Source organism: Rossellomorea sp. NRS-1567 (assembly GCF_050467885.1).
GTDB classification, from domain to species: domain Bacteria; phylum Bacillota; class Bacilli; order Bacillales; family Bacillaceae_B; genus Rossellomorea; species Rossellomorea aquimaris_C.
Genome location: NZ_JBITPL010000030.1, coordinates 1 through 20,365, shown reverse-complemented (window position 1 = coordinate 20,365; position 20,365 = coordinate 1). Strand labels below are relative to the sequence as shown.

The following is a 20,365-nucleotide window of genomic DNA, read 5'->3' as shown; positions in this document are numbered from 1 at the left end:
TTTTTCTTCTTTTCCTTCAATTGAATGACCCCTTCTTAAGCTAGTATTTTACCAAAATATGATAATGTTCTAGTCCTATTTTATAGAAATTCAGACTATATTTCTACCTCTATATGGAACAAATTCCAATTAATATACTCATCTGGGGGATGTTTCATAATCCAAAGAAAAATCTGTGGGGTCGGACATTGGAAAATATCATATGAATAATAAATGTTCGCGAAATATGTCGAAGAAGGCTTATAGACAAGAGGGCTTCTTTTCTTTTAGAATATAGTCGTAGAAAAGGTGTATAAAAGTGAAACCAAAGCTCTCCTTATTGCGTAGAATTGGTAACTAGATGAATGAGAGGTTGAATGGCTGTTATGTTTAGTAAATTGATGTGCAGGTTCGGTATTGGTGCAACAAAGATTGATCTGGTTTTGAATAAAAAAGAGTTTTGCCCAGGAGACGTCATTAAAGGGGAATATGAACTTACAGGCGGACGAGTGGAGCAGAAGTTAAAAAGGATCGAGACCGACCTTTTACAGTACGATCAAAATAGTGACCGCTCATCTGTTCTTCATCACAATACTATATTAAGCTCATCAACGATGAAAGCAAACGAACAACGCACCATTCACTTTTCGTGCAGACTTTCAGATTCTTTTCCACCGAGTAGTGACAATGTTTCTTATAAGTTCGTCACCCGACTGGTCTTCGACGATGGTGTAAACAGTGTCGATCATGATGAGTTTCAGATAGTAGTATAATGTCAGAATTGAAATGAAGCCCTTTTTTTTTATGAAGGGCTTTTATATTTTATTTTTCCCTAAAGAAAATCCTTCGAACAATCGTCCTCCGTGTGGTTCCAATACAGAGTCCACCAATCTTACAATGGTTTGTTTGTTCCCTTTTTGATAAAACTGGTCGAAAGCTTCCACAAAATCTTCTGCAAAGCTTTCATCATATTCCTTCAATGCCCGTGTTATCCATTTCGAGGCACCGATCCAATGACCTTGGGTTCTGAGTACAAACTCATGAAGAGATTCCCCAAGGGAGCTCGCGATAAAGATGCTTTCTCCTCTTTCCTTTGATCCAATAAAATCATCCAATGCATCAGTAAGGAAATATCTCTTCATATCAATCGTCTGACTGTTCCATTTGGGAGGTCCGTCCCTCAAAAGTTTATTTGCTTCTTCTTTGAGGCGTGGAATGATGGGATGATCGAGGATAGGGATTCCTTCTGAGACCATTCTTGGCAATGAAGGCCGGGCTCTTTGGCAGTCTTTTTGGAAATAGACTTGAATTGTTTGTCTATTGTGGACGAAGGCTTCAATTGGCCATCCATGTAAGTTGAAAGATTCCCGGTATTCTGAATGTAGGCTTTCGTCAATGATGACAATATCTAAATCGGATGTACTTGTATCTTCTCCCCTGACAACACTGCCACCGAGAAGTGCAGCTTGACATGTTGGAAAGGTTTCTAATACAAATTTCTTGGCTGCTTCCATTGCAGGCAGTCTTTTCATTCATATCACACTTTCAATATTAATTCTTTCATTTCTAAAAGGCACTTTAACGTAAAATCCGGCCGTTCTTGGGGACACTCATAACCAAATTTGTTTATCCATAACGTATCTAAACCTAAAGATTTCGCCCCTACTATATCGGTGTAATAATTGTCTCCTATAAATAGTGTGCGACCCGGACTGCTCTCAAAAGCATTCAGAGTATGTTGAAAAATCTCAGTATCAGGTTTCGAGAAGCCGACTTTTTCTGAGATTATGATTGAGCTTTCTGGAAAGATAGTGGAGAGTTCAAGTCGGTGAACCTTTTCATAAGCGTTATATGCGGTACCGTTCGTAACAATCCCAACTCCGACACTCCAGCTTACTTTCAATAAAAAATCATTCAATTCCTTATTAGGATGAATACGATTAAGATAAGAGCATTGAAAGACTTTTACGATGGCGTCGGACACTTCCTCCTCTACAGAAATGTTAAATTCCTTTAGAGTGTTATCTAGTCTCTTCAACGAGAATTCATGGAAATTTAACTCTTTTGATGAAAACTTGCTCCATAGGAGATGATTATGCTTCAAAAAGGTTTTATAAAATATAATCGGATCAAGTTCCTTTAATTCAGGAAAATGCTGAAGTGTATCATACACGCCCTCCTCATAAGCTTCCGAGTGACCAAACAAAGTATCATCCAAGTCAAATAAAAGTACATCATAGTGTTCGAGACTTAAGGGTTTCATATAAATATTCTCCTTTTTAAAATATCGCAAAGAAGATAAATCCAGCCATCATCAGTAAACTTAAGAATACAAATCCATAAATAATATCCCCCTGAAGTTACTTCCCTTTAACGGATTCTGTAAATTCTTCTTTTTCCTTTCTGCGCCCGATACTGTAACCAATAACAATACCAATAACGAGAATGAATAAATAATCCGTTTCAAATCCATTGGTGAAAAAGCCGGTTATCCCCCATCCTAAAAGTGCACCTACAATAACGAAAAAAAGTGATTTCATATGTATGCGCCTTCCTTTCTAATAGAATCCAATCATTGTGAGCAGCCCCACTCCGATTACGGTTGTCAAACCACCTGTTACGATGGCAATGAACAATATTCGTTTTTGTTTGGTTTCATACCAGATACTACATGCAACCACGAGGGTGAGGATTATACCAAAGAACACTGCAGCGTATGGGTTGGATGGTGCTAAAAAGTGATTCCAGTTTAACCAGCTCATCTTGTCATCTCCTAAATTATTAATTTTGTTAACATATACTGTACAGATTCCAACAAGAACTTTTTAATAGGAAGTGGCTCTATTTTTTCTGGAGGTAATGTCCTCCACTCCATGCTTTTCTAGCAGTGTAAAAATTCGATCCAATTGATCATGATCTCTAATCACTACAAACTGTGGTTGAATCCATTTGTTCTTCACCTTCACCCCTAATTTGTAGCCTTGATTGATTTTGTCATCCAGTCCGTACAGCTCGTGCCACTTAATAATCTTTTCGACTTCATATCCTTTAACCCTGCCCCATGGGACATAATGACCATTCAGTATAAGACCTTCAGCTAACAAATAAAAATTCCCGCGGTGTTTAATGGAGCTGATCAAAATGAAAAAGAGGTAGACAATGCTAAAAATAGATTGATGAAGCATATCAGTCCAGTATACAACCGCTAATAGAGCAGTTAACAGGGTAACGACACCGACCGTCCCCCATTTCACCCACCGGTAAGATCTTGTTCCCTTTGTTAAAGGCTGCATCACCTTGAACTCGCTTGGAATCACAATACTGTTCATATCCTTTTCATTGGTTGGATACAGGGCATTGCCTGCTTTTTCGGCGGAAAATTTTAGGTTTAATCGAAACCGTATGAGATACACGATTCCGATGATGAAGATAGCGCTGAATAATAAGTTGATCCACATAATGAAGGCCCCCTTTGAAGTGAACGTTGAAAAATAAGGATCGGAATTTTGATTTCTCCCTTTTTTATTTTACGATCATATGTAGAATAAAGTTTCATATTTTTCCAATAATCTTGACTTCGTTCTTTCGGATGACACAATTTTGGTTTGCTTCAAAGAATCTTTTTTCGATTGATTGCACCTCTAATAGTAACTATTTTCCATTATACAGAAAAACGAAGGTGATTTGGTGTTTAACGAGGTCTGAATATAGAGTCACCACCTTTTGCTTTGAAAATATCCTAGTAATATTTACTAGATGTTGTTTTTATAGGATTAGTGGATCAGTGGTAACAACTACCTGTTTCAAAATTAACAGAATTATATTTCAATAGAACTATGAAAACTTTAAAACTTTTATCTATCTTATTGTTGTCTGTCACTTTTGTCATTGGTTTTGGTCAAGCTTCTCAGGTTTCTGCAGCAGGTACGTATACTGTGAGTTATGGAGACACAATGTGGAAGATTGCCGTAAAGCATCAGGTGGGTGTTTCCGAGTTGATCTCGGCAAACCCGAACATCAGCAACCCGAATATGATTTATCCTGGACACACCCTTAATATACCAGGAGCAAATCACACAGCTGAAAGTTATACATACGAAGTGGTGAAGCTGGTAAACCAGGTACGATCAAAAGTTGGTTTATCACCACTGAAGGAAAATTGGGAATTATCACGTGTGGCACGTTATAAGTCAGAAGACATGATTGCGAAGAACTATTTCAGCCACACATCCCCGACATACGGATCTCCTTTCCAAATGATGAAGGATTTCGGAATTTCCTATCAAGCAGCAGGTGAAAACATTGCGGCTGGGCAAAGAACACCTGCCGAAGTAGTTGAAGCATGGATGAACAGCGAAGGACACAAAAAAAATATCCTCTCTCCGACATATACAGAAATCGGAATAGGTTATGTGAAGGGTGGATCGTACGGTCATTATTGGACGCAAATGTTTATAAAGAGATAGAGTATGGAGACCCTCGATAGTTAATGAGGGTCTCTCTCTTTTTTTACAGCTTTTGAGCAGATTGATACGATGAAGTTCTCTCTGATAAGTTTAATAGATTTCCTGAACGACTTCTAAAATAACCGTGAAACGTATGTCCCCTAATGGAATGACATTTTGAATAAAAACGTTGTGAGATCCTGTTTCAGCTCTTTTAGTATCAACAAGATTTTGTAATGTTTCTGATAATGAATCGGAAACCTCGATATCGATAAAAAATTGTTCTTTCATTCTTTTTCCTCCTCTATACTTCCTTCTATATGTTCTCATACGAAATTAAAGTGAAGATGGTTTCATTTTTAGATGAAATAAAAAAGAGCCAACCGCAGTCGACTCTTTCTCACTATTAGAAAGTTTGTGCCAAATCCTTAGCTCTTGCAATCGCATTTGCTTTGATTTCTTCAGCTTTGTCAGGCATTGCTGCATGACCTTCTACGAATAGACCTTCGAACGAAGGAACTCCGTAGAACTGCATCATGACGTCAAGATAGCGGTGACCCATTTCCATTGCTGCAGCCGGGCCTTCAGAGTAAATACCTCCGCGAGCTTGAATATGAAGACCTTTTTTGTCAGTTAAAAGCCCGACAGGTCCCTGTTCCGTATATTTAAATGCCTTCCCCGCTACGGACACAGAATCAATATATGCCTTCATTACTGGAGGGAAGGAGAAGTTCCAGAATGGAGTAACAAAGATATATTTATCAGCTTCAACAAATTGATCTGATAATTCACCAAGTCGGCCTACTTTTGCTTGTTCTTCTTGTGAAAGCTCTTCAAATCCTTGCCCGGATTGTAGTTTTCCCCAGCCACTGAATACGTCAGCGTCAATTTGTGGAATGTTTTCTTTGTATAAGTCTACATTCACCACTTCGTGAGTTGGATTTGCCACTTTATATGTGTCAATAAATGCATTTCCTACTGCCATGCTATAGGATTGTGTATCATCATGCGGATGTGCTGTAATGTATAAAACCTTTGTCATGTTGAATCGTCCCTTTCTGATTGTGAATTTCATCATCCAGTTCAATGAAACCAACTTTATTACCTCGAACTGAAATAGTTTTAATTCAAGATTAATATTATAGGATAATCTTTGGGATTTCAAATCTTAAGATTCTTTTCTAATAAAATAAGGAATTAGTCATGGTATTTAGACTAATTCCTCCTTATTATCCTGTTTATGGATTTGAATATGTCTTTTGAAGAAAGCTCATAGATTGATTAATCAACTGTTTCAAAACGTCTTGGTCGATATCTGCTACTTTGTTTATGTACACGCAAGCTTTTCCTGTTGTGTGTTTGCCGAATGAATCCAATACCTTTTCCCTCTCCGGGTCCCCTGGTGCAAAATACAGACTTATTTTCTCTTTTCTCGGTGAAAATCCGACTAACGGAGCATCCCCTTCGTGGCCGGTCTTATATTTGTAATGATAAGAACCGAAACCGATAATGCTCGGTCCCCACATTTTCGCTTCAAACCCGGTCGTCTCTGTGAAAATATCCAATAGTTTATAGGCATCATCGCGTTTTTTTTCGTTCTCTACTGCTTCGATAAATTCAATCACATTGCTGTCATTTTCTTTTGTTTTCAATTCATACATCCGACTGCCCCTTTCTGATTCTCACATTTTATTCTACCCACATAGTTCTCTATTTTACAGCTCGATTCCTGCATCCATCGTTAAGTTAAGAATTTAATATACACGGGATTGGTTAACACCAAATAATTGAAACCATTTCAATATAAAATCGTAAATATACTATCTATAAACTGAGTGGAGGAAAGTGCATGGGTGTTCTGATTGGTATTCAACTAGTTGTTATAGTTCTTTTTTCAATCCTAGGTTGGGCGATCCGAGCCAAAAAAAATTATTGGCTGATTTCGGGCTTTGTGACGCGGAGTATGACAGAACAAGAAGAGTTGATTAAAAATGGCTATCCTCAAAAGACCGGATCGTTAATGATTTATACTGCGGTCGGAATGCTTACCCTTCTTCCCCTTGCATTCACCTCTTTTCCATTTGTTATAGAAGTTCAATTTGGCTTTATGCTTGTCTTTTTAATGGGTGGTTTCATATATCTATCCAAATTTGAGGTTTCAGGCAAAAGGAAAAGAAGTTTCTGGATTAGTTCTACTTTGTTTGTTGTTGTTTTAGGATTTGTTAGTGTTCTCACTTATCTCGGGTATGAAAAATATGATTTGATTGTTGAGGATGAGGAATTTGAGGTCATAGGTTTGTATGGAGAAGTGTGGAAGCTTGAAGAGGTTGAAAAGGTCGAGTTAATGGAAGATATGCCTGAAGTCACCTGGAAAATCAACGGCTTCGGTCTTTCCACCATGTCTAAAGGACAATTCAAAGTGAAAGGTTATGGGAAAAGCTTGCTGTTTATACACAAGGAAGCTCCGTATATTTATATCCGGGTGAATGATCAACATATCTTCTTGAATGGTGTAAACCCAGGGGAAACCAAGGAGTGGTATGATGATTTGAGTAAAAACATTGACTAATAACGGGACATAAAATCTCGCCACTTCACCCCGACATCCATATTCATTGACAACCTTCCACCCATCGATTATGATAGTCTCATAATTTAATATTCTCCTAAAGGGGAGTAGCTGTAACAATAAAGTCGTCATTACAGAGTGTTTCACTCTCGGCTTTATTGACAACCATGTTGTTAGCGAGACCTTTACCAGTTGGTGAAGGTTTATATATGTCTAAAAAGACCTTTACCAATTCCGGTAAAGGTCTTTTTTTATATCACTTCATATTGAAAGGAAGTAATGGACAATGAAAAAATTAAAAACAAACCTCTCTCAACTAATAGAACAAAACAAAAATGAAATATTAAACGATAAAAATAAGATGAACAAAATTGAAGAAAAAATAGATAATAAATATTCTTCAGCAAAAAAGGAGGATGCCTAATGATTTTACGTAAATATATGTCTCTCTTTGGTATAGGCTCTGCGAAGATAGATCTTGTTTTACCTAAAAACTCGTTCAAGCAAGGAGAACTTTTACAAGGATACTTCTTTTTAGAAGGAGGCATTATCGAACAAAAGCTGAGGCGGGTGGAATGTGACCTGGTGATGCTTGATAATAATGGCAAGGAAGAAAAAGTCATTGATTCAACTACGGTTTTAAAATCTGATAGCATTAAAGCTGAAGAAAGAAACAAATTATCCTTCACCTACAGGATTCCTAAATCACTGCCATACTCCGAAGAAAACGGGGTTCGCTACCTCTTTAAAACGAAGCTGACGTTCGATCAGGGCGTAGAAAGCCTGGATGAAGATTACATTACAATCGATTGAAGCCAGGCTCCTTATTGGGGAGCCTACTTCCTTATGTATTATTTATTCTTGATTTCCTCGAGAAGCTTAATAATTCTCTCATTTTGTTCAATCATGGTTTGATTTTGCTTTCTGAATTTGGTGAAATCAAATGAAAAGATTAATAGAAAAATGGCTAAAATGATGACCACTCCATGACCTCCCTTTCCTATCTTCTTTGTTTATAGTAAACAATCTCCGGATCCCCCGGGTCCAGGTTTTCGATCTTTCCACTTTGAGAATAGCCGTTCGCTAGAAATGTTTTTTGCATTTGCTCGTTTGATTGATTAGTAGACGAAAATATTTTATCTGACGGTGATATTTCTTCAACATGTTTCAATAGTAAAGAGGCATTGCCCTTCCTTCTTTCCTCTGGTGAAACAATGATGAGACAGACGAAAGTGTTTCCGAAAAAGTGGTTGTTAAATATAAGAAACCCGGCATTAGTCTCTCCCTCTCTAACGACTAAACATCTCTTTTCTAAGATTGCCTCCTGGATTTGATCATATCTGCTTTCGTTTCCGATCACTTGACAATCAATTTGTATAAGAGATTCCAAATCGTCTATGAGTGCATATCCTACGATTCTCATAAGGATCCTACTTTCTTTTCTTTAAAAATATGGAAAGGAATATGATGATCAGGATTAGTACAACCATTCCAATGATTAGTATTCCTGTATTTCCTATTAAAAAATAACTGTCATTATTACTGTATTTTTCACTTGATGCAGTCAAGTTGTATGGCCTCCTTTACATAGAAAAAGACACCGGGGTGTCCTTTGTTCGAACTTAAAGAGTCTTTGACATCAAGACATTGGTCACTTCGAACCCTGTATTCTGGTACAAGGAAAGAGCCACTTTGTTATGACCAAAAACATGCAACGATATTTTTGGTATATCTTTTTCCCTCGCAAATGAGTCCAGGGACTTTAAGGCTTCTTTTCCATACCCTCTCCCTCTTTTGCTTTCATGAATCTTAATATCATAAATGAATGCTTCATTACCGTCCTCTTGTACATTAATCCATAAAGTCCCTACGTCTTTCTGGTTTTCATCATCAATTAAAGTAAACAAATAATGATCCTTTGACTCAAGTCCATCCGGCAGTAATTGATTAAATTCGTTTTCAGCCTGCTCTAATGAAGTTTCCTTTTGGAAGTTACCGGCTTTCGTCTTTTCCTCTGCGTACTCTTTAATGGATTCTTGAATCCAAAGAGTATATTCGTGGTCTTTCATTGGTTGTAATAGAATCATTGAATGAGTGCCTCCTCTTTTTTTCTATTTCCAGCGATTTCTGATCTCCCTCACTACAGTCTCAGGACGGTCTCAATGCAGTAGGTGAGTGGTTTCGGGTATTGACTTTACGTCCCCCCTGGTTTGCTCCTTGGAAATGCCCGCAGTCTTATTACGGCTTTCCTCCATGCTACGGGGAAGGGTTGCTTTTAATAATAGAATGGAACCGTCCAGCTTGTGATAAATATCCTCTGTTTCATCCTTGTGCATGGCCCTTATGATGTGACCGGCAGTACTACCACGTGCATGCCAATAATATCGGTTATCTTTATAGAGACAAAGATCCTTCGCAGCTTCCATCTTTATGGAATTCCAGTTTAATGTTTCACTTTTGACGAGGGCCAAGAAGTCTTCCCATGATTCCCAAACCTGTTCAAAGTCTTTGTTATAAAAATCAACTTCCTCTTCTACGCATTGGTTCGAATGACGTTTCCCCTGGTAGCCTCCATCAATTAATATGCTATCGCGCACCCTTTTGGGGTATTTTGCAGCGTAGAAAAGAGCGACAAAGCTCCCCCATGAATGAGATAAGAAGTAAAAAGAATCTATTTCAAGAAGAACAGTTACTTCATTTATCCAATCAGCCATCTTATCCATCTCATAGTCTTCACCTTTATCAAAAGGAGGGGTTTTACCATGGCCAGGTGCATCAATTGAAATGATCCTGTAATCCTCTTTTAATTCCTCCGCCACTTCCATAAAACTGAGACTGGTACTTCCAAGTCCATGCAGGCAAAAGATTACGGGATCAGTAGTGGCTCCCCATTCTGTAATATGAATGTCCAGGATCAGGTGCTGAATAAAATAACGCTTCAACGGTGTTCATCTCCTATGTGTTGCGAATGTCGTCACGAGCAATAAAACAGAAGGAAGCGAGTTATTCGCCTCCACCTCCACCTCCACAATCCCCACCGCCAAACCCGGTGTCGCAGCTGCCTGCTGAATCATGCCCTCCTTCATAAGGACCATAATAGCCCCCATCTCCACTCCTGTAGCCTCTTTTTGATGAATCGGAAAGATTTAAAGCAATTATTGTAAAGACGATTGGGATTAGTATAATGAATAATATTCCTGTCATGTTCATCACCTCTTGCTATTTGTATACGGTTTTGAATTGCAGAAGGTTTCAGATTATTTAGAATCGATTTGGGGTGAATTTTGAATGAATAAATGGGAACAGCGTTTATCAAGCTCAGATAAAAAAAGTTCCTTGTCCCGAGGTGATATCTTAACACTCCCCCAAGACCCGGTTCGGTAATAGATCTCAAGGGCATCCCTGGAAGACAAGACTCTGTATCCAGTGGAAATATCCCGGGTAGCTCTCACTCTGGTAAGATCACCATAGAAAATCCGGCTGCTGAACGGGCCTCCTTTAATATATAGGTAATCTTGGCACAACTCATAATGTTGAAAGAATCCTGTCCATAAGATCATGCCTGCTGTAAAGGCATATAATCCTACAACGACAATGATGTCCAATATGGATGGACGACCTGTTAAAATAAGTGGAATCAAAAATACAATAGAGATGAGAAGCAATGATATGAAAATCACAGAAATAAAAAATCGATCAATCTTGGAACGAAATTTCATAATATGTTCATCCCCTTATTTACTGTTTTTTGACTTTCAGCATGATGACCCGCATGTTCGCATGTTTGGAATGTCCAAATTGGTTCATTCAGGAAATCCAATGAATATACGAATATGCCAAAATTAAACTATTTGCCATGGGAATTAGCATAGAATATACTATTCTTCTATTTTACCATTATCATCCAATACTTTCACGTCATAGTAAAGTATTTTAGCAGAAAGCAACATCCCTCCTCATGGAAATTCTTTGTGAAGGGATGTTGCTTTTATTAAGATGAAGCCGTTACACTCTCATCTGCCAATCCTACTTCCTCCGGGTTAAGTTTTGAGGTGTGAGGAAGGGAACGTAAAGTTTTGTTGAAGATCCATACGAGAGAAATAAATAAGATCCCACCAGCACTGCCGACGTATACAGACGTGCTGCTGAATATTTCAGCAAGATAGCCGCCAATAAGGGATCCGAACGGCATGGCCATAGCCCCTAAAGATGAAGTAACCGAGAAAATTCTTCCCAGCAAATGCTGTGGAACGATGGATTGAAGGGCAGCCCCTATGATGACATTGGTGGCACCGATCGGAATCCATGATAAGCCGAATAATAATATGCTTAAGCTATTCATAGGGATAAAACCTGAGATCATCCAAGTAGTGCCACCCAAGAAGAACAATACAATCGTAAGCTTTCCTAACGGATACCGCTCAAACCACGTTGCTCCAATGGCTCCGATTAATGCACCTCCTGAAATGGCTGCTAAATAAAGCCCATATAATTCTGATCCTCCTCTGTCATCGGCAAAAGCCGGTAAAATGGCATAGATGGACCCGATGGCAAAGTTTGCTACGATTGACCCCAATAAAAATTTAGCGAGATGGGATTTGAATACGATTGAAAAACCTTCAATTAGATCTTTCTTGTATTCTGCAAAGGCTACGCCTACAGTTTGTTTTTCTTTTGATTTAGTTTCGGATTTCATTTTGAGAAGACTGAACAAAATTGCTGCTGCAATAAACGTGACAACGTCAATCATATAGAGGGTGATGGCACCAACTAAGGTGATGAGGATTCCGGCAAGGGCATTGAAAGCGAGATCGACCCCTTGAAATGCAAAGGAAAACAGGGAATTACTTTTGACAAGTTGATCTTTTCTGACGATTCTTGGAAGGATGGCTGCCTGCCCGGGGTAGGTGAATTGGTTAAGAGCAGAAATGATCGGCATGATGATGAGAATGAACGTGACAGTTAAAAAGCCCATAAAATGTGCCAAAGGAATGAACATTACCAGGATGGCTTGAATGATTTGGGTCCTGACCAGCATTTTCTGAATCGGCCATTTATCAACCAGGGGGCCAACAAGAAACTGCAATGTTCCGGGCAATAAGGTAAGGAATCCGGCTAACCCTGTGTAAAAGACACTTCCTCCCAGTTCATATACAAGCCACATGGCAGCTACATAATAGATGCTATCCCCCATATTCGTAACCAATCTACCAAAGAACAATGAGGCAAAATTACGGTTTTTCATTAATAATTCTTTCATACTAATTCTCTCCTTCAGACTGTAAATTTTTTTCGTCTTTTTAAAAAAATATTCTTAATCAGTAAAATAAATTTTACCGTTAGTCCAAAAAAAACCATTAACGGTCTTTTTCTTCTTTAATTACTCTTTTTTCAAACTCAGATTCATCAACTTGGAAACCATAGGCTGTGAGATAATAGTAGTTGGCGTCCGGATTCGATTTATTATCTTTTGCGATGTTTTGATATTCTTTTATTAGCTTTAAATATCCATCAATAAACGACTTAAATTGTTCTTCTGTCACTTTTAGTTCTAAGGAAGTAGCAAGAATATTCCATTCAGACGGATCTTCGGGACCGGCTTGCTCAAAAGCTTCTGCTGGTGCTGATAATACCCTTGCCATTGTCCTGTCAAGCATTCCATACATCAAATGCCTCTTCGTTTCGGTAATTTCTTCTTTATGGGGAAGCATGCTTGAATCCGGATAAAAACCACTGGCAACAGATTGATAAAATTTTTGGACGATACCGTTCTTTTCTTCTGTTTTAACAATTTCAATCAAACCGAGTTTCTCTAATTCTTTTAAATGATAATGAATGCGAGCTCTGGATAGATCGAAAATTTCAGATAACTGTTGACCGGTATAGGGCTTTTCAACTAATCGAATCATAAGTTTTACTCGAAACGGATCGCTGAGCGCTTTGAGTTGATCATATTCTTTAATAATGAACATTGGTTTCATTTTGTATCACCCGTTATGTGGATTCACTCGGTAAAATTATTTTTACCGTGTGAAAGAATTTTAACATCAATTGGTTATTTTATGCAATAGTTATTTTACCTAATTTTCAAATTAATTGAATTTTTTTCTGTTTGGGAAAAAATAAATCCTTCTACCTTTTAATTCGGCTCCACATGAACATGCACATCGTACACTTCATGCTTCTTCATCAATTCTTTCTCTACAACGCTTGAAATATCATGTGCCTGTTTAATATCAAGTGTGGATCTTACTAAAATAACCACATCCACGACAGTGTTGTTCCCGTAGTTTCTCGCTCGTATATCCTTAACCCCTTTTACACCCGGGATGGTTTGGATCGTCTCTTCGTAAGTTTGAATCAATTGTTCATCAAACCCGTCTGTTAAATAGTGTGAAGCTTCCCGAAAAATATTCCATGCGGTTTTACAAATTAAGAGGCCTACAAAAACGGCCGTCAGAGGGTCTAACCAAGGAAGATAGAATTGAGCTCCAAGAATTCCGACGACTGTTCCGATACTCACCCATGCGTCAGAAAGATTATCCTTCGCAGCAGCCATAAGGGATTGGCTGTTTATTTTTTCAGCCAGACTTTTGTTATAGCGATAAACCAGGTACATGACGACAGCTGCACCCACCCCTGTCCATGCTGAAAGGAGGTCAGGACTTTGAGTTTTTCCATCAAATACGGACTGTATGGCATTATATAGTACTTGAAGCCCTACAATCATCATGATGAAAGAGGCAATTAGCGATGCAACGCTTTCTGCTTTCCAATGACCATATGGATGATCCTGATCTGCAGGCTTTCTGGAATATTTCAGTCCAATGAGTACAGCGACAGAAGCCACGATGTCTGTAGCGTTGTTCAAGCCGTCTGCCTGCAATGCTTCTGAATTGGCCGTGGTGCCAATGATAAACTTAATTATTGATAATACGATGTATGCAAGGATACTGATGATAGCTCCGCGTTCACCTAATTTTAACTGTTTATATTTTTCTTGATCCACTGGTTAAATCCTCCACACTTTAATTGTGTTTATCATATCAATCCGCATTCATGTGGGTCTATAGCAACCTTCTTTAGTTGAGCTATCTTATTATGAAGAGGTTAAAAATGTTTTGTTGAGTAAACTTTTATGAAGGCATAAAAAATAGGACAGCGAGTGCTGTCCTATTTATCTTGGAATTGTTGCTCCCTATGAATCTTTCGTTATTAATCTACAATATCCGCTGTAAAACTAGGTTTGGTCAAGCCTGCTTCTTCATAAACGGCGGCCATTTTTTCTTCAAACGCTGCGAATTGTTCATCTGATTCTGTGTATTCGGCGTTCGCCTCATCTGAAAGATTGGCAGCTCGAGTTTCGTACGATTTTGCAAGGTCATCTAACGCTCCTTGGATTTCCTCTTTTTTAGAATCAAGTGCGGCAGGAACCTCAAGAGCATGAACATCTTCTGCCACGGTTTTTGCTGCAGCTTCTGCATCAGTTTTCAGTTTTGCGATTTCTTCATCAGATGGTTTGTCTTCTTCCTTTGTTTTAGCTGCTTCAAATGCATAGATAGCCGAATCATTCGCATTAACCGTGTTTATTATCTCCATTTGATAGTCTAATAGAGCGCTTTTCATTTCCATCTCATCTGACTTTGCTTCTTCCTCTGTTGCTTCAGTGTTCTTTTCAGTGTCTTTTTCTTCGGTACTGCCTTCAATGTTGCATGCAGCAATAAATAAACTCATAGATAACAAGATAAATGGTACCAATAATTTTTTCATCATCATTTCCTCCCCTTTTAATGAGTTCCTGCAATTACATATATTACCTTATTGAATTATATATGTAAACAAATGGATATTATTTTGTATTATTTGTAAATAACTCAATTTCTGTAGGAGTGGTTAGTTACCATAACAATATTATAATATGGTTATGGTCGATTTTACCCTTTCCGTGTTATTCAATCCATATCAGAAATCACAAATATATTTAAATACTCATATTTAACAAGAAATCGCGATTTTATTGTTTTCCTAAAAATTTATTAAAACATCCTCTAACCCCAACCTGAATGTATTAAAGTTAAAGTTTTGGTTACGATGATTATTAACAAAAGTCATATTTGGGGGGTGCTTTTCTTGGTGAAAAAAGAGTGTTCATGTGAACGCTGCACATGCAAGACGAAAAAAGAATGTGATTGTCCCTGCTGTTGTGAAAAATGATATAAGCCCCTAAACTCCATCAGAGCTTAGGGGCCAATTATTTTTACACTCGTACATTTACACTAACAATATCGTCGAAGTATTGAATTGATTTCATCTCTTCATCAATCCATTCGGTTTGTTTCCATGTATGCTCGATAAACACTTCAGCGATCATTCGCTTCCTACCTCCACCCATTGTATGGGCATCCTTAAGTGCGATGACACTTTCGAAAATATTGGCCATTAACACAGCGATTCGTTTTGAATGATACGTTTGCGTGTCGATGTCCCCTACTGCTACTTTTTCCAATAATTGTTCTAGTTTTACGATACCTTCTGTAACTGGGGTGCTAAACAACAGGAGCTCTTCTGGCAAATTGGATAACTCTTCTTTCATTTTGACCAAAAAGTACTCATGAGCCCGATGCTTATTCATTAATCTTAGTACTTCAAGTCCTAGAATATTTGCTGTTCCTTCCCACACCGTCAATACCTGGGCATCCCTAAGTAAGCGAGGCAAAACAAAATCCTCGATATAACCATTTCCTCCGTGCATTTCAATGGCTTCGTGGGAGAAATGAATCGCTTGTTCTGCTGATTCCTTTTTCAAAATTGCAATGAGTAATCTGTTTAGGACCATTTCTTCTTCTGACGTCGGGGTATCGTCTGAAACGACACGATCGAACAGGTGGACGAGATGAAAAACTGCACTTGTTTCTACCTCTTGCTTGGCTGCGAGACGAGACAGTGTCTCTTTGATCATCGGATATTGAGTCAACGGCTGCCCAAATGCTTCCCGATAGAAGGCATAATTCCGAGCTTCCATGTAGGCTCTCCTCATAATGCCAATCGATGCAATCGCATTACAGACACGGGATAAATTGAGGGCTTCCATCATATAGTAGATGCCCCGGTTCGGTTCTCCTACAAGATAAGCGTCTGCTCCTTCAAATTCTACTTCAGCTGACGGCACCGCACGGACACCTAATTTATCTTTCAATCTTCGAATACGAATTCCGTTCAGTGAGCCATTATTTTTTCGCCATGGAACCGCAAATAAGCTGAGTCCTTTTGTTCCGTTGCCAGCCCCTTCTATTCGGGCAAGCACCATGGTCACTCCGCACATTCCTGAGTTAGAAGCAAAGTACTTTTCACCCCAAAGCTGATAAGAATCACCATTTTTAATCGCTTTTGTATCATTGGCGCCAACATCTGATCCTCCTTGCCTTTCCGTTAAGAATGTAGCTCCCTCATATAATTCCACTTCTCCTGTTGAGAGAACATGGGGCAGAAATCTTTTTTTTACCTGATCCGAACCATACTTTTCAAGAAGCAAAGCAGTAGCCATGGATAAAGTGACCGGACAATAAAATCCAGGCTCTGTTTGAGATAAGAGATAGCCTTGTGCATAGGAATACACATAGTTCCCTTTGTGACCGAGTGCAGGAATGTCTTTATGGATATATCCGACAATCCCCCTGTTATATGTTTGTTCAACCGTTTTCTTATAGCCTTCATTCACCCAGATTTCAGAGATTTCTTCTCCTAATCGGTTGTATTTGATGAGCCTTGGCTGTCCTTCACGATCAGTGTGTACGGCTCGATCGTCAATTTCCCCTGCACACAATTCACCAAAAGCGTCCAGCTCTTGGTCAGCCCAGCCGAAAAAATCTTTGTCCAGATATTGCTTCATGAGTTCGTTGAAATGAGGGTCTTCACGATAGAAGTTTTCAATTTTTTTCATGATTTCACCTCCTGTATTTCATCGCGCAATACTTGTTTCAAAATCTTACCTGTTGCATTACGCGGTAGTGCCGTAATTCCTTCATACAGTTTAGGAATTTTGTAGCTTGCCAGTTTTCCAGCTAGATAAGCTTTACATTCCTGGACAAGTTTTTCTCCATCCAGGGAACTTACAACATATGCTTTTACGGTCTCCCCCCACTCTGGATGAGGGACACCGACTACTGCCACCTCAGAAATAGCTGGATGCTGAACCAATTGCTCTTCAATTTCTTTAGGATAGACATTAACGCCACCTGAAATAATCATGTCCTTCTTCCGGTCGACCACCCAGATGTATCCGTCTTCGTCCACCCTGGCGAGGTCGCCCGTTTTCAGCCAACCGTTCATGTAAGTCTCTTTTGTCTTTTCCGGGTCTTTGTAATATTCTTTCATATTTCCTTCTCCATAAAGGAGTATTTCACCTACCTCATTGACCCCGACAGATTCTCCCTCTTCATTGGCGATGATGATGTCGGTCCCCAGGGCTCCTCTCTTGCCGATGCTTCCCCCTTTTTCAAGGTGTTCATCCGCGGTTAATAAAGTCCCGCTTGGGCCAGCTTCTGTTAGTCCGTATACACAATGGAGGAGGTCCGTCCCTAATTTTTCTTTAATAATATTTATCTCTTCGGCTGATACGGGTGCTCCTCCGTAGACCCAGTATTTCATTGAAGTGAGGTTATGGGTGTTGATGTTTGGCATTTTGGCAGTGAATAGGTAGGCAACCGGTGCTCCGAAGAAGTGGGTAATCCGCTCTTGATCGACAAGCTTGAGCAAGCTCTCTGGTGTGAAGGTTGGTGATAGGATATGGGTACTTCCCACATATGTGCCTGCAACTAGGAAAAGGTGAAGTGGTGCAGAGTGACTGAGAGGCATCATATGAAGTATTCTACTCTCTGGCTTCATTTCAAATTCAACACACATCATAGTGGATACAGTAAGTATGTTTCGATACGTGAACAGGATGCCTTTGGGCTGACCCGTAGTGCCGGATGTATAAAGGATTGTCGCTTCATCATCTTCGGTTAATCGACAATCGATTTCATCTGTTCTTCCTTCTTTTAATAAGGTTTCAAAGGATTTCCAAGAGTCTTGGGCATTTCCTGATTTCACGCACAATAGCTCATCGGTTTTTAGATCCCTACAGGTCTCCCATAACCATTCGTGAACGAGAATGGCTTTCGCATCGCTGTGATCCACTATATACCCCAGTTCTTCCAGTGTCAGTTTTGCATTGACAGGGACAATGATCGCGCCTAGCCGGAGAACGGCAAAATAGCTGATCACAAATTCCTTCGTGTTTGGCATAAATAACACCACTTTATCTCCAAGACCGATACCGCGATGATGTAAACTAGAAGCAAATTGATTAACTGCTTCATTAAGTTCTTGGTAGGTCAACACTTCTCCCTCTGTTACTATGGCTTGATATGTTGGATATTTACGGGCATTTCGTGACAATAAACGTGAAATATTCAATCTGATGTCTCCCCTGTCTCATTTAATTTTTTGATAAACTCATTCCTCAGTTCTTCCATTTCCGTTCTCATGGATTCAAGCTCTTCAATAAAGGTTGTCACCTCCTCGATTCGTTTGGTTCCATATTCAATCGTGCGTTCTAACTGCTTCCTTCCGGTTCTGTCTTGATCAAATAAGAGGACCATTTCTTTGATTTCATCCAAAGAGAAGCCGAAGCGTTTTCCCCTGAAAATCAATTTCAGTTTCGTGATATCACTCTTGAAATAGATTCTCCTTCCTGACTCGCTCCTTGCCGGATGCAATAGATTGAGCTCCTCATAGTACCTTATCGTGCGTGTCGTTACGTTAAATTCCTTAGCCAGCTGAGTTATCGTGTATGTCACAGTGATCATCTCTTTATTAGAAAATTTTGATATTTTAAGTTTACCATTGACGTTAACGTAAAGTTCAACCTATTTTTATAAATGTTTTTGGTTCTTTTGTAGGGGTCCCTTTACACATAATCAGAATACTGTTTTCCATATACTAGTAATACATATTGAAGAGGTGGTGGATGAATCATGCAGAAGGTATTGTTATTTGCGGATATAGGAATCGACGATACCATCGCCTTGATCTATTCTTATCTGAGCGAAGAGATTGAACTGGTCGGGGTTGTTGCTGATTATGGAAATGTCCCAAGATCCCGTGCTGTGGCAAGTGTTCACTACCTTATGAAACAGTTGAACCTTATAGATCAGATTCCGATTATTGGCGGAGCAGAGGTTCCGATGACTGCAGAACAGCCTAAATTCTATCCTGAAATACATGGAGAATATGGACTTGGACCAATTAAGCCTGGTCTTTATGAAGGAATTATTGAAAATTTCTTTGAGATTATAAGATTGATAGAGAAATATGGGGATGAACTGATCATTGTAAATGTCGGAAGGTTGACATCCCTTGCGAATATGTTCATCTTATACCAGACTCTTATGAACAAAGTAAAAAAGATCTATCTTATGGGCGGAGCGTTCTGGGTACCCGGAAATGTAACGGCGGTATCTGAAGCAAACTTTCATTCCGATCCGATTGCAGTTAAGATTGTTTTGACATATGCGAAAAATCTTACCATCATCCCTTTAAACGTAACTGACCATGCCATTGTAACCCCTGAAATGGTTGATTACATCGAGTATAAAGGTCGATCGAAGCTTGTTAAGCCCCTGTTGGACTATTACTATGGTTTTTATAAGAAGAGAAATCCATTGATTAAAGGTAGCCCGGTACATGATGCTATCACCCTCATGTCAGCAGTCAATGATGACATGTTCACGTTTCGAAATCTACCCGTTCATGTAGTGACTTCCAGCACTGGCATCCACCGTGGACAAAGCATTGCTGATATCAGACCGTATATTCAGTTTGAAGAAACAGCAAAAAAGCATCGGATTGCCTTTTCGTTCGAGTATGAGATGTTTTTCGCAAGATTTATGAATGTGATGACCGGGGAATCATTTGAGAGAGAAAAGGATTGATCAATGCAATGAGGATTGCCTCCACTTTGTTGGGTTGGTGTATCCATTAGGATAGAACAGTCCGTCCCGGAAGAAAGCAAACTTCTATATCACGGACCAGTTTGAATAACCCAATAAACAGGCTGTGACAAAATTGTTTTAGTCTAAGTAAAACCCGAACAAATCTGCTTTCTAGGAGGCAGATTTGTTCGGGTTTTTTATTTATTTACGGTACATTTGATTTCAGCTCTTTCCAGCGGTTGATTGGAGTGCAAGACGAAGACTCCTGCGGGAGAAGTAGCTTATGTGAGACCCCGCAGGCTTGCCGAGGAGGCTCACGAGCTACCCGCGGAAAGCGTAGTCTTGCACGGAAATCATTAGCGGTATTAAGAACCTACACTTCTATTGTTCGTCCTTAT

The 20,365-nt window shown here is 39.2% G+C and carries 27 protein-coding genes; 6 read left to right on the top strand and 21 right to left on the bottom strand.

The window, feature by feature from the left end; translation table 11 throughout:
• Window positions 1-365: 365 nt before the first annotated feature.
• A complete protein-coding gene (locus ACIFOD_RS20465; RefSeq protein ID WP_222928930.1) occupies window positions 366-752 on the top strand; it encodes a sporulation protein in 387 nt (128 codons plus the stop codon).
• A 42-nt stretch (window positions 753-794) separates the two neighbouring features.
• Here the strand turns inward: ACIFOD_RS20465 and ACIFOD_RS20460 are convergent, their stop codons facing one another.
• The 5 genes from ACIFOD_RS20460 to ACIFOD_RS20440 form a co-directional block, all read right to left on the bottom strand.
• Window positions 795-1,511 carry a nucleotidyltransferase domain-containing protein gene (locus tag ACIFOD_RS20460; protein WP_430316044.1) on the bottom strand — a complete coding sequence of 239 codons (717 nt, stop codon included), beginning with the start codon at window positions 1,509-1,511 and terminating at the stop codon, window positions 795-797.
• 5 nt (window positions 1,512-1,516) lie between these two features.
• Window positions 1,517-2,242, bottom strand: coding sequence for an HAD family hydrolase (locus ACIFOD_RS20455; protein ID WP_430316043.1), 726 nt, complete (start codon window positions 2,240-2,242; stop codon window positions 1,517-1,519).
• Between the two features lie 97 nt (window positions 2,243-2,339).
• Window positions 2,340-2,519 (bottom strand): tRNA U-34 5-methylaminomethyl-2-thiouridine biosynthesis protein, encoded by a 180-nt coding sequence (locus ACIFOD_RS20450; protein ID WP_430316042.1) that lies wholly within the window; start codon window positions 2,517-2,519, stop codon window positions 2,340-2,342.
• A gap of 18 nt (window positions 2,520-2,537) precedes the next feature.
• On the bottom strand, window positions 2,538-2,741 hold the full coding sequence (locus tag ACIFOD_RS20445; protein ID WP_430316041.1) for a hypothetical protein: 204 nt from the start codon (window positions 2,739-2,741) through the stop codon (window positions 2,538-2,540).
• A gap of 63 nt (window positions 2,742-2,804) precedes the next feature.
• The gene (locus tag ACIFOD_RS20440; RefSeq protein WP_430316040.1) at window positions 2,805-3,437 is read right to left on the bottom strand and encodes a hypothetical protein; all 633 of its coding nucleotides are present in this window, start codon (window positions 3,435-3,437) and stop codon (window positions 2,805-2,807) included.
• Between the two features lie 378 nt (window positions 3,438-3,815).
• Between ACIFOD_RS20440 and safA the strand changes: the two genes are divergently transcribed.
• A complete protein-coding gene (gene safA / locus ACIFOD_RS20435; RefSeq protein WP_430316039.1) occupies window positions 3,816-4,445 on the top strand; it encodes a SafA/ExsA family spore coat assembly protein in 630 nt (209 codons plus the stop codon).
• 90 nt (window positions 4,446-4,535) lie between these two features.
• Here the strand turns inward: safA and ACIFOD_RS20430 are convergent, their stop codons facing one another.
• The 3 genes from ACIFOD_RS20430 to ACIFOD_RS20420 form a co-directional block, all read right to left on the bottom strand.
• Window positions 4,536-4,715, bottom strand: a complete 180-nt coding sequence (locus ACIFOD_RS20430) for a hypothetical protein (RefSeq protein ID WP_430316038.1) — start codon at window positions 4,713-4,715, stop codon at window positions 4,536-4,538.
• Window positions 4,716-4,830: 115 nt separating this feature from the next.
• Window positions 4,831-5,466 (bottom strand): FMN-dependent NADH-azoreductase, encoded by a 636-nt coding sequence (locus ACIFOD_RS20425; RefSeq protein WP_430316037.1) that lies wholly within the window; start codon window positions 5,464-5,466, stop codon window positions 4,831-4,833.
• Window positions 5,467-5,662: 196 nt separating this feature from the next.
• Window positions 5,663-6,085 (bottom strand): DUF1801 domain-containing protein, encoded by a 423-nt coding sequence (locus tag ACIFOD_RS20420; protein ID WP_430316036.1) that lies wholly within the window; start codon window positions 6,083-6,085, stop codon window positions 5,663-5,665.
• A 188-nt stretch (window positions 6,086-6,273) separates the two neighbouring features.
• Here ACIFOD_RS20420 and ACIFOD_RS20415 point away from each other — a divergent pair, with 188 nt between their 5' ends.
• The 3 genes from ACIFOD_RS20415 to ACIFOD_RS20405 all read left to right on the top strand — a co-directional run bounded on the left by ACIFOD_RS20415 (window position 6,274) and on the right by ACIFOD_RS20405 (window position 7,806).
• Window positions 6,274-6,993, top strand: coding sequence for a DUF3784 domain-containing protein (locus ACIFOD_RS20415; protein ID WP_430316035.1), 720 nt, complete (start codon window positions 6,274-6,276; stop codon window positions 6,991-6,993).
• A 286-nt stretch (window positions 6,994-7,279) separates the two neighbouring features.
• Window positions 7,280-7,417, top strand: coding sequence for an FbpB family small basic protein (locus ACIFOD_RS20410; RefSeq protein WP_430316034.1), 138 nt, complete (start codon window positions 7,280-7,282; stop codon window positions 7,415-7,417).
• Window positions 7,417-7,806 (top strand): sporulation protein, encoded by a 390-nt coding sequence (locus ACIFOD_RS20405; RefSeq protein WP_430316033.1) that lies wholly within the window; start codon window positions 7,417-7,419, stop codon window positions 7,804-7,806. The genes ACIFOD_RS20410 and ACIFOD_RS20405 overlap by 1 nt, the downstream gene beginning before the upstream one ends.
• 38 nt (window positions 7,807-7,844) lie before the next feature.
• Here ACIFOD_RS20405 and ACIFOD_RS20400 read toward each other — a convergent pair whose 3' ends face one another.
• The 13 genes from ACIFOD_RS20400 to ACIFOD_RS20340 all read right to left on the bottom strand — a co-directional run bounded on the left by ACIFOD_RS20400 (window position 7,845) and on the right by ACIFOD_RS20340 (window position 18,842).
• Window positions 7,845-7,976, bottom strand: coding sequence for a hypothetical protein (locus ACIFOD_RS20400; protein WP_262371695.1), 132 nt, complete (start codon window positions 7,974-7,976; stop codon window positions 7,845-7,847).
• Window positions 7,977-7,993: 17 nt separating this feature from the next.
• A complete protein-coding gene (locus ACIFOD_RS20395) occupies window positions 7,994-8,416 on the bottom strand; it encodes a GNAT family N-acetyltransferase (RefSeq protein WP_430316032.1) in 423 nt (140 codons plus the stop codon).
• Between the two features lie 199 nt (window positions 8,417-8,615).
• The gene (locus tag ACIFOD_RS20390; RefSeq protein ID WP_430316031.1) at window positions 8,616-9,080 is read right to left on the bottom strand and encodes a GNAT family N-acetyltransferase; all 465 of its coding nucleotides are present in this window, start codon (window positions 9,078-9,080) and stop codon (window positions 8,616-8,618) included.
• A 72-nt stretch (window positions 9,081-9,152) separates the two neighbouring features.
• On the bottom strand, window positions 9,153-9,935 hold the full coding sequence (locus ACIFOD_RS20385) for an alpha/beta fold hydrolase (protein ID WP_430316030.1): 783 nt from the start codon (window positions 9,933-9,935) through the stop codon (window positions 9,153-9,155).
• Window positions 9,936-9,996: 61 nt separating this feature from the next.
• Complete coding sequence (locus ACIFOD_RS20380) at window positions 9,997-10,197, bottom strand: hypothetical protein (protein ID WP_430316029.1); 201 nt, start codon at window positions 10,195-10,197, stop codon at window positions 9,997-9,999.
• Window positions 10,198-10,250: 53 nt separating this feature from the next.
• Window positions 10,251-10,712, bottom strand: coding sequence for a PH domain-containing protein (locus ACIFOD_RS20375; RefSeq protein ID WP_430316028.1), 462 nt, complete (start codon window positions 10,710-10,712; stop codon window positions 10,251-10,253).
• A 272-nt stretch (window positions 10,713-10,984) separates the two neighbouring features.
• Complete coding sequence (locus ACIFOD_RS20370; RefSeq protein WP_430316027.1) at window positions 10,985-12,253, bottom strand: MFS transporter; 1,269 nt, start codon at window positions 12,251-12,253, stop codon at window positions 10,985-10,987.
• 97 nt (window positions 12,254-12,350) lie between these two features.
• Window positions 12,351-12,974, bottom strand: a complete 624-nt coding sequence (locus ACIFOD_RS20365) for an ArsR/SmtB family transcription factor (protein WP_430316026.1) — start codon at window positions 12,972-12,974, stop codon at window positions 12,351-12,353.
• Between the two features lie 158 nt (window positions 12,975-13,132).
• On the bottom strand, window positions 13,133-14,002 hold the full coding sequence (locus ACIFOD_RS20360; protein ID WP_430316025.1) for a cation diffusion facilitator family transporter: 870 nt from the start codon (window positions 14,000-14,002) through the stop codon (window positions 13,133-13,135).
• Window positions 14,003-14,208: 206 nt separating this feature from the next.
• Window positions 14,209-14,736 carry a hypothetical protein gene (locus tag ACIFOD_RS20355; RefSeq protein ID WP_430316024.1) on the bottom strand — a complete coding sequence of 176 codons (528 nt, stop codon included), beginning with the start codon at window positions 14,734-14,736 and terminating at the stop codon, window positions 14,209-14,211.
• Between the two features lie 514 nt (window positions 14,737-15,250).
• Entirely contained in the window at window positions 15,251-16,933 is a 1,683-nt protein-coding gene (locus tag ACIFOD_RS20350; protein ID WP_430316023.1) for an acyl-CoA dehydrogenase family protein, read from the bottom strand.
• A complete protein-coding gene (locus ACIFOD_RS20345) occupies window positions 16,930-18,450 on the bottom strand; it encodes a class I adenylate-forming enzyme family protein (protein ID WP_430316022.1) in 1,521 nt (506 codons plus the stop codon). Before ACIFOD_RS20345 ends, ACIFOD_RS20350 begins: the two co-directional genes overlap by 4 nt.
• Window positions 18,447-18,842, bottom strand: coding sequence for a MerR family transcriptional regulator (locus ACIFOD_RS20340; protein ID WP_430316021.1), 396 nt, complete (start codon window positions 18,840-18,842; stop codon window positions 18,447-18,449). The genes ACIFOD_RS20345 and ACIFOD_RS20340 overlap by 4 nt, the downstream gene beginning before the upstream one ends.
• Before the next feature lie 165 nt (window positions 18,843-19,007).
• Between ACIFOD_RS20340 and ACIFOD_RS20335 the strand changes: the two genes are divergently transcribed.
• A complete protein-coding gene (locus ACIFOD_RS20335) occupies window positions 19,008-19,967 on the top strand; it encodes a nucleoside hydrolase (protein WP_430316203.1) in 960 nt (319 codons plus the stop codon).
• Window positions 19,968-20,365: the final 398 nt, after the last annotated feature.

Excerpts from the sequence above, each read along its gene's own strand:
- ACIFOD_RS20395 (WP_430316032.1), bottom strand. The coding sequence starts at position 8,416 with ATGAGAATCGTAGGATATGCACTCATAGACGATTTGGAATCTCTTATA.
- ACIFOD_RS20465 (WP_222928930.1), top strand. The coding sequence starts at position 366 with ATGTTTAGTAAATTGATGTGCAGGTTCGGTATTGGTGCAACAAAGATT.
- ACIFOD_RS20425 (WP_430316037.1), bottom strand. The coding sequence starts at position 5,466 with ATGACAAAGGTTTTATACATTACAGCACATCCGCATGATGATACACAA.
- ACIFOD_RS20405 (WP_430316033.1), top strand. The coding sequence starts at position 7,417 with ATGATTTTACGTAAATATATGTCTCTCTTTGGTATAGGCTCTGCGAAG.
- ACIFOD_RS20430 (WP_430316038.1), bottom strand. The coding sequence starts at position 4,715 with ATGAAAGAACAATTTTTTATCGATATCGAGGTTTCCGATTCATTATCA.
- ACIFOD_RS20365 (WP_430316026.1), bottom strand. The coding sequence starts at position 12,974 with ATGAAACCAATGTTCATTATTAAAGAATATGATCAACTCAAAGCGCTC.
- ACIFOD_RS20455 (WP_430316043.1), bottom strand. The coding sequence starts at position 2,242 with ATGAAACCCTTAAGTCTCGAACACTATGATGTACTTTTATTTGACTTG.
- ACIFOD_RS20410 (WP_430316034.1), top strand. The coding sequence starts at position 7,280 with ATGAAAAAATTAAAAACAAACCTCTCTCAACTAATAGAACAAAACAAA.
- ACIFOD_RS20415 (WP_430316035.1), top strand. The coding sequence starts at position 6,274 with ATGGGTGTTCTGATTGGTATTCAACTAGTTGTTATAGTTCTTTTTTCA.
- ACIFOD_RS20350 (WP_430316023.1), bottom strand. The coding sequence starts at position 16,933 with ATGAAAAAAATTGAAAACTTCTATCGTGAAGACCCTCATTTCAACGAA.
- ACIFOD_RS20440 (WP_430316040.1), bottom strand. The coding sequence starts at position 3,437 with ATGTGGATCAACTTATTATTCAGCGCTATCTTCATCATCGGAATCGTG.
- ACIFOD_RS20450 (WP_430316042.1), bottom strand. The coding sequence starts at position 2,519 with ATGAAATCACTTTTTTTCGTTATTGTAGGTGCACTTTTAGGATGGGGG.
- ACIFOD_RS20390 (WP_430316031.1), bottom strand. The coding sequence starts at position 9,080 with ATGATTCTATTACAACCAATGAAAGACCACGAATATACTCTTTGGATT.
- ACIFOD_RS20340 (WP_430316021.1), bottom strand. The coding sequence starts at position 18,842 with ATGATCACTGTGACATACACGATAACTCAGCTGGCTAAGGAATTTAAC.
- ACIFOD_RS20420 (WP_430316036.1), bottom strand. The coding sequence starts at position 6,085 with ATGTATGAATTGAAAACAAAAGAAAATGACAGCAATGTGATTGAATTT.
- ACIFOD_RS20370 (WP_430316027.1), bottom strand. The coding sequence starts at position 12,253 with ATGAAAGAATTATTAATGAAAAACCGTAATTTTGCCTCATTGTTCTTT.
- ACIFOD_RS20380 (WP_430316029.1), bottom strand. The coding sequence starts at position 10,197 with ATGACAGGAATATTATTCATTATACTAATCCCAATCGTCTTTACAATA.
- ACIFOD_RS20460 (WP_430316044.1), bottom strand. The coding sequence starts at position 1,511 with ATGAAAAGACTGCCTGCAATGGAAGCAGCCAAGAAATTTGTATTAGAA.
- ACIFOD_RS20375 (WP_430316028.1), bottom strand. The coding sequence starts at position 10,712 with ATGAAATTTCGTTCCAAGATTGATCGATTTTTTATTTCTGTGATTTTC.
- ACIFOD_RS20445 (WP_430316041.1), bottom strand. The coding sequence starts at position 2,741 with ATGAGCTGGTTAAACTGGAATCACTTTTTAGCACCATCCAACCCATAC.
- safA (WP_430316039.1), top strand. The coding sequence starts at position 3,816 with ATGAAAACTTTAAAACTTTTATCTATCTTATTGTTGTCTGTCACTTTT.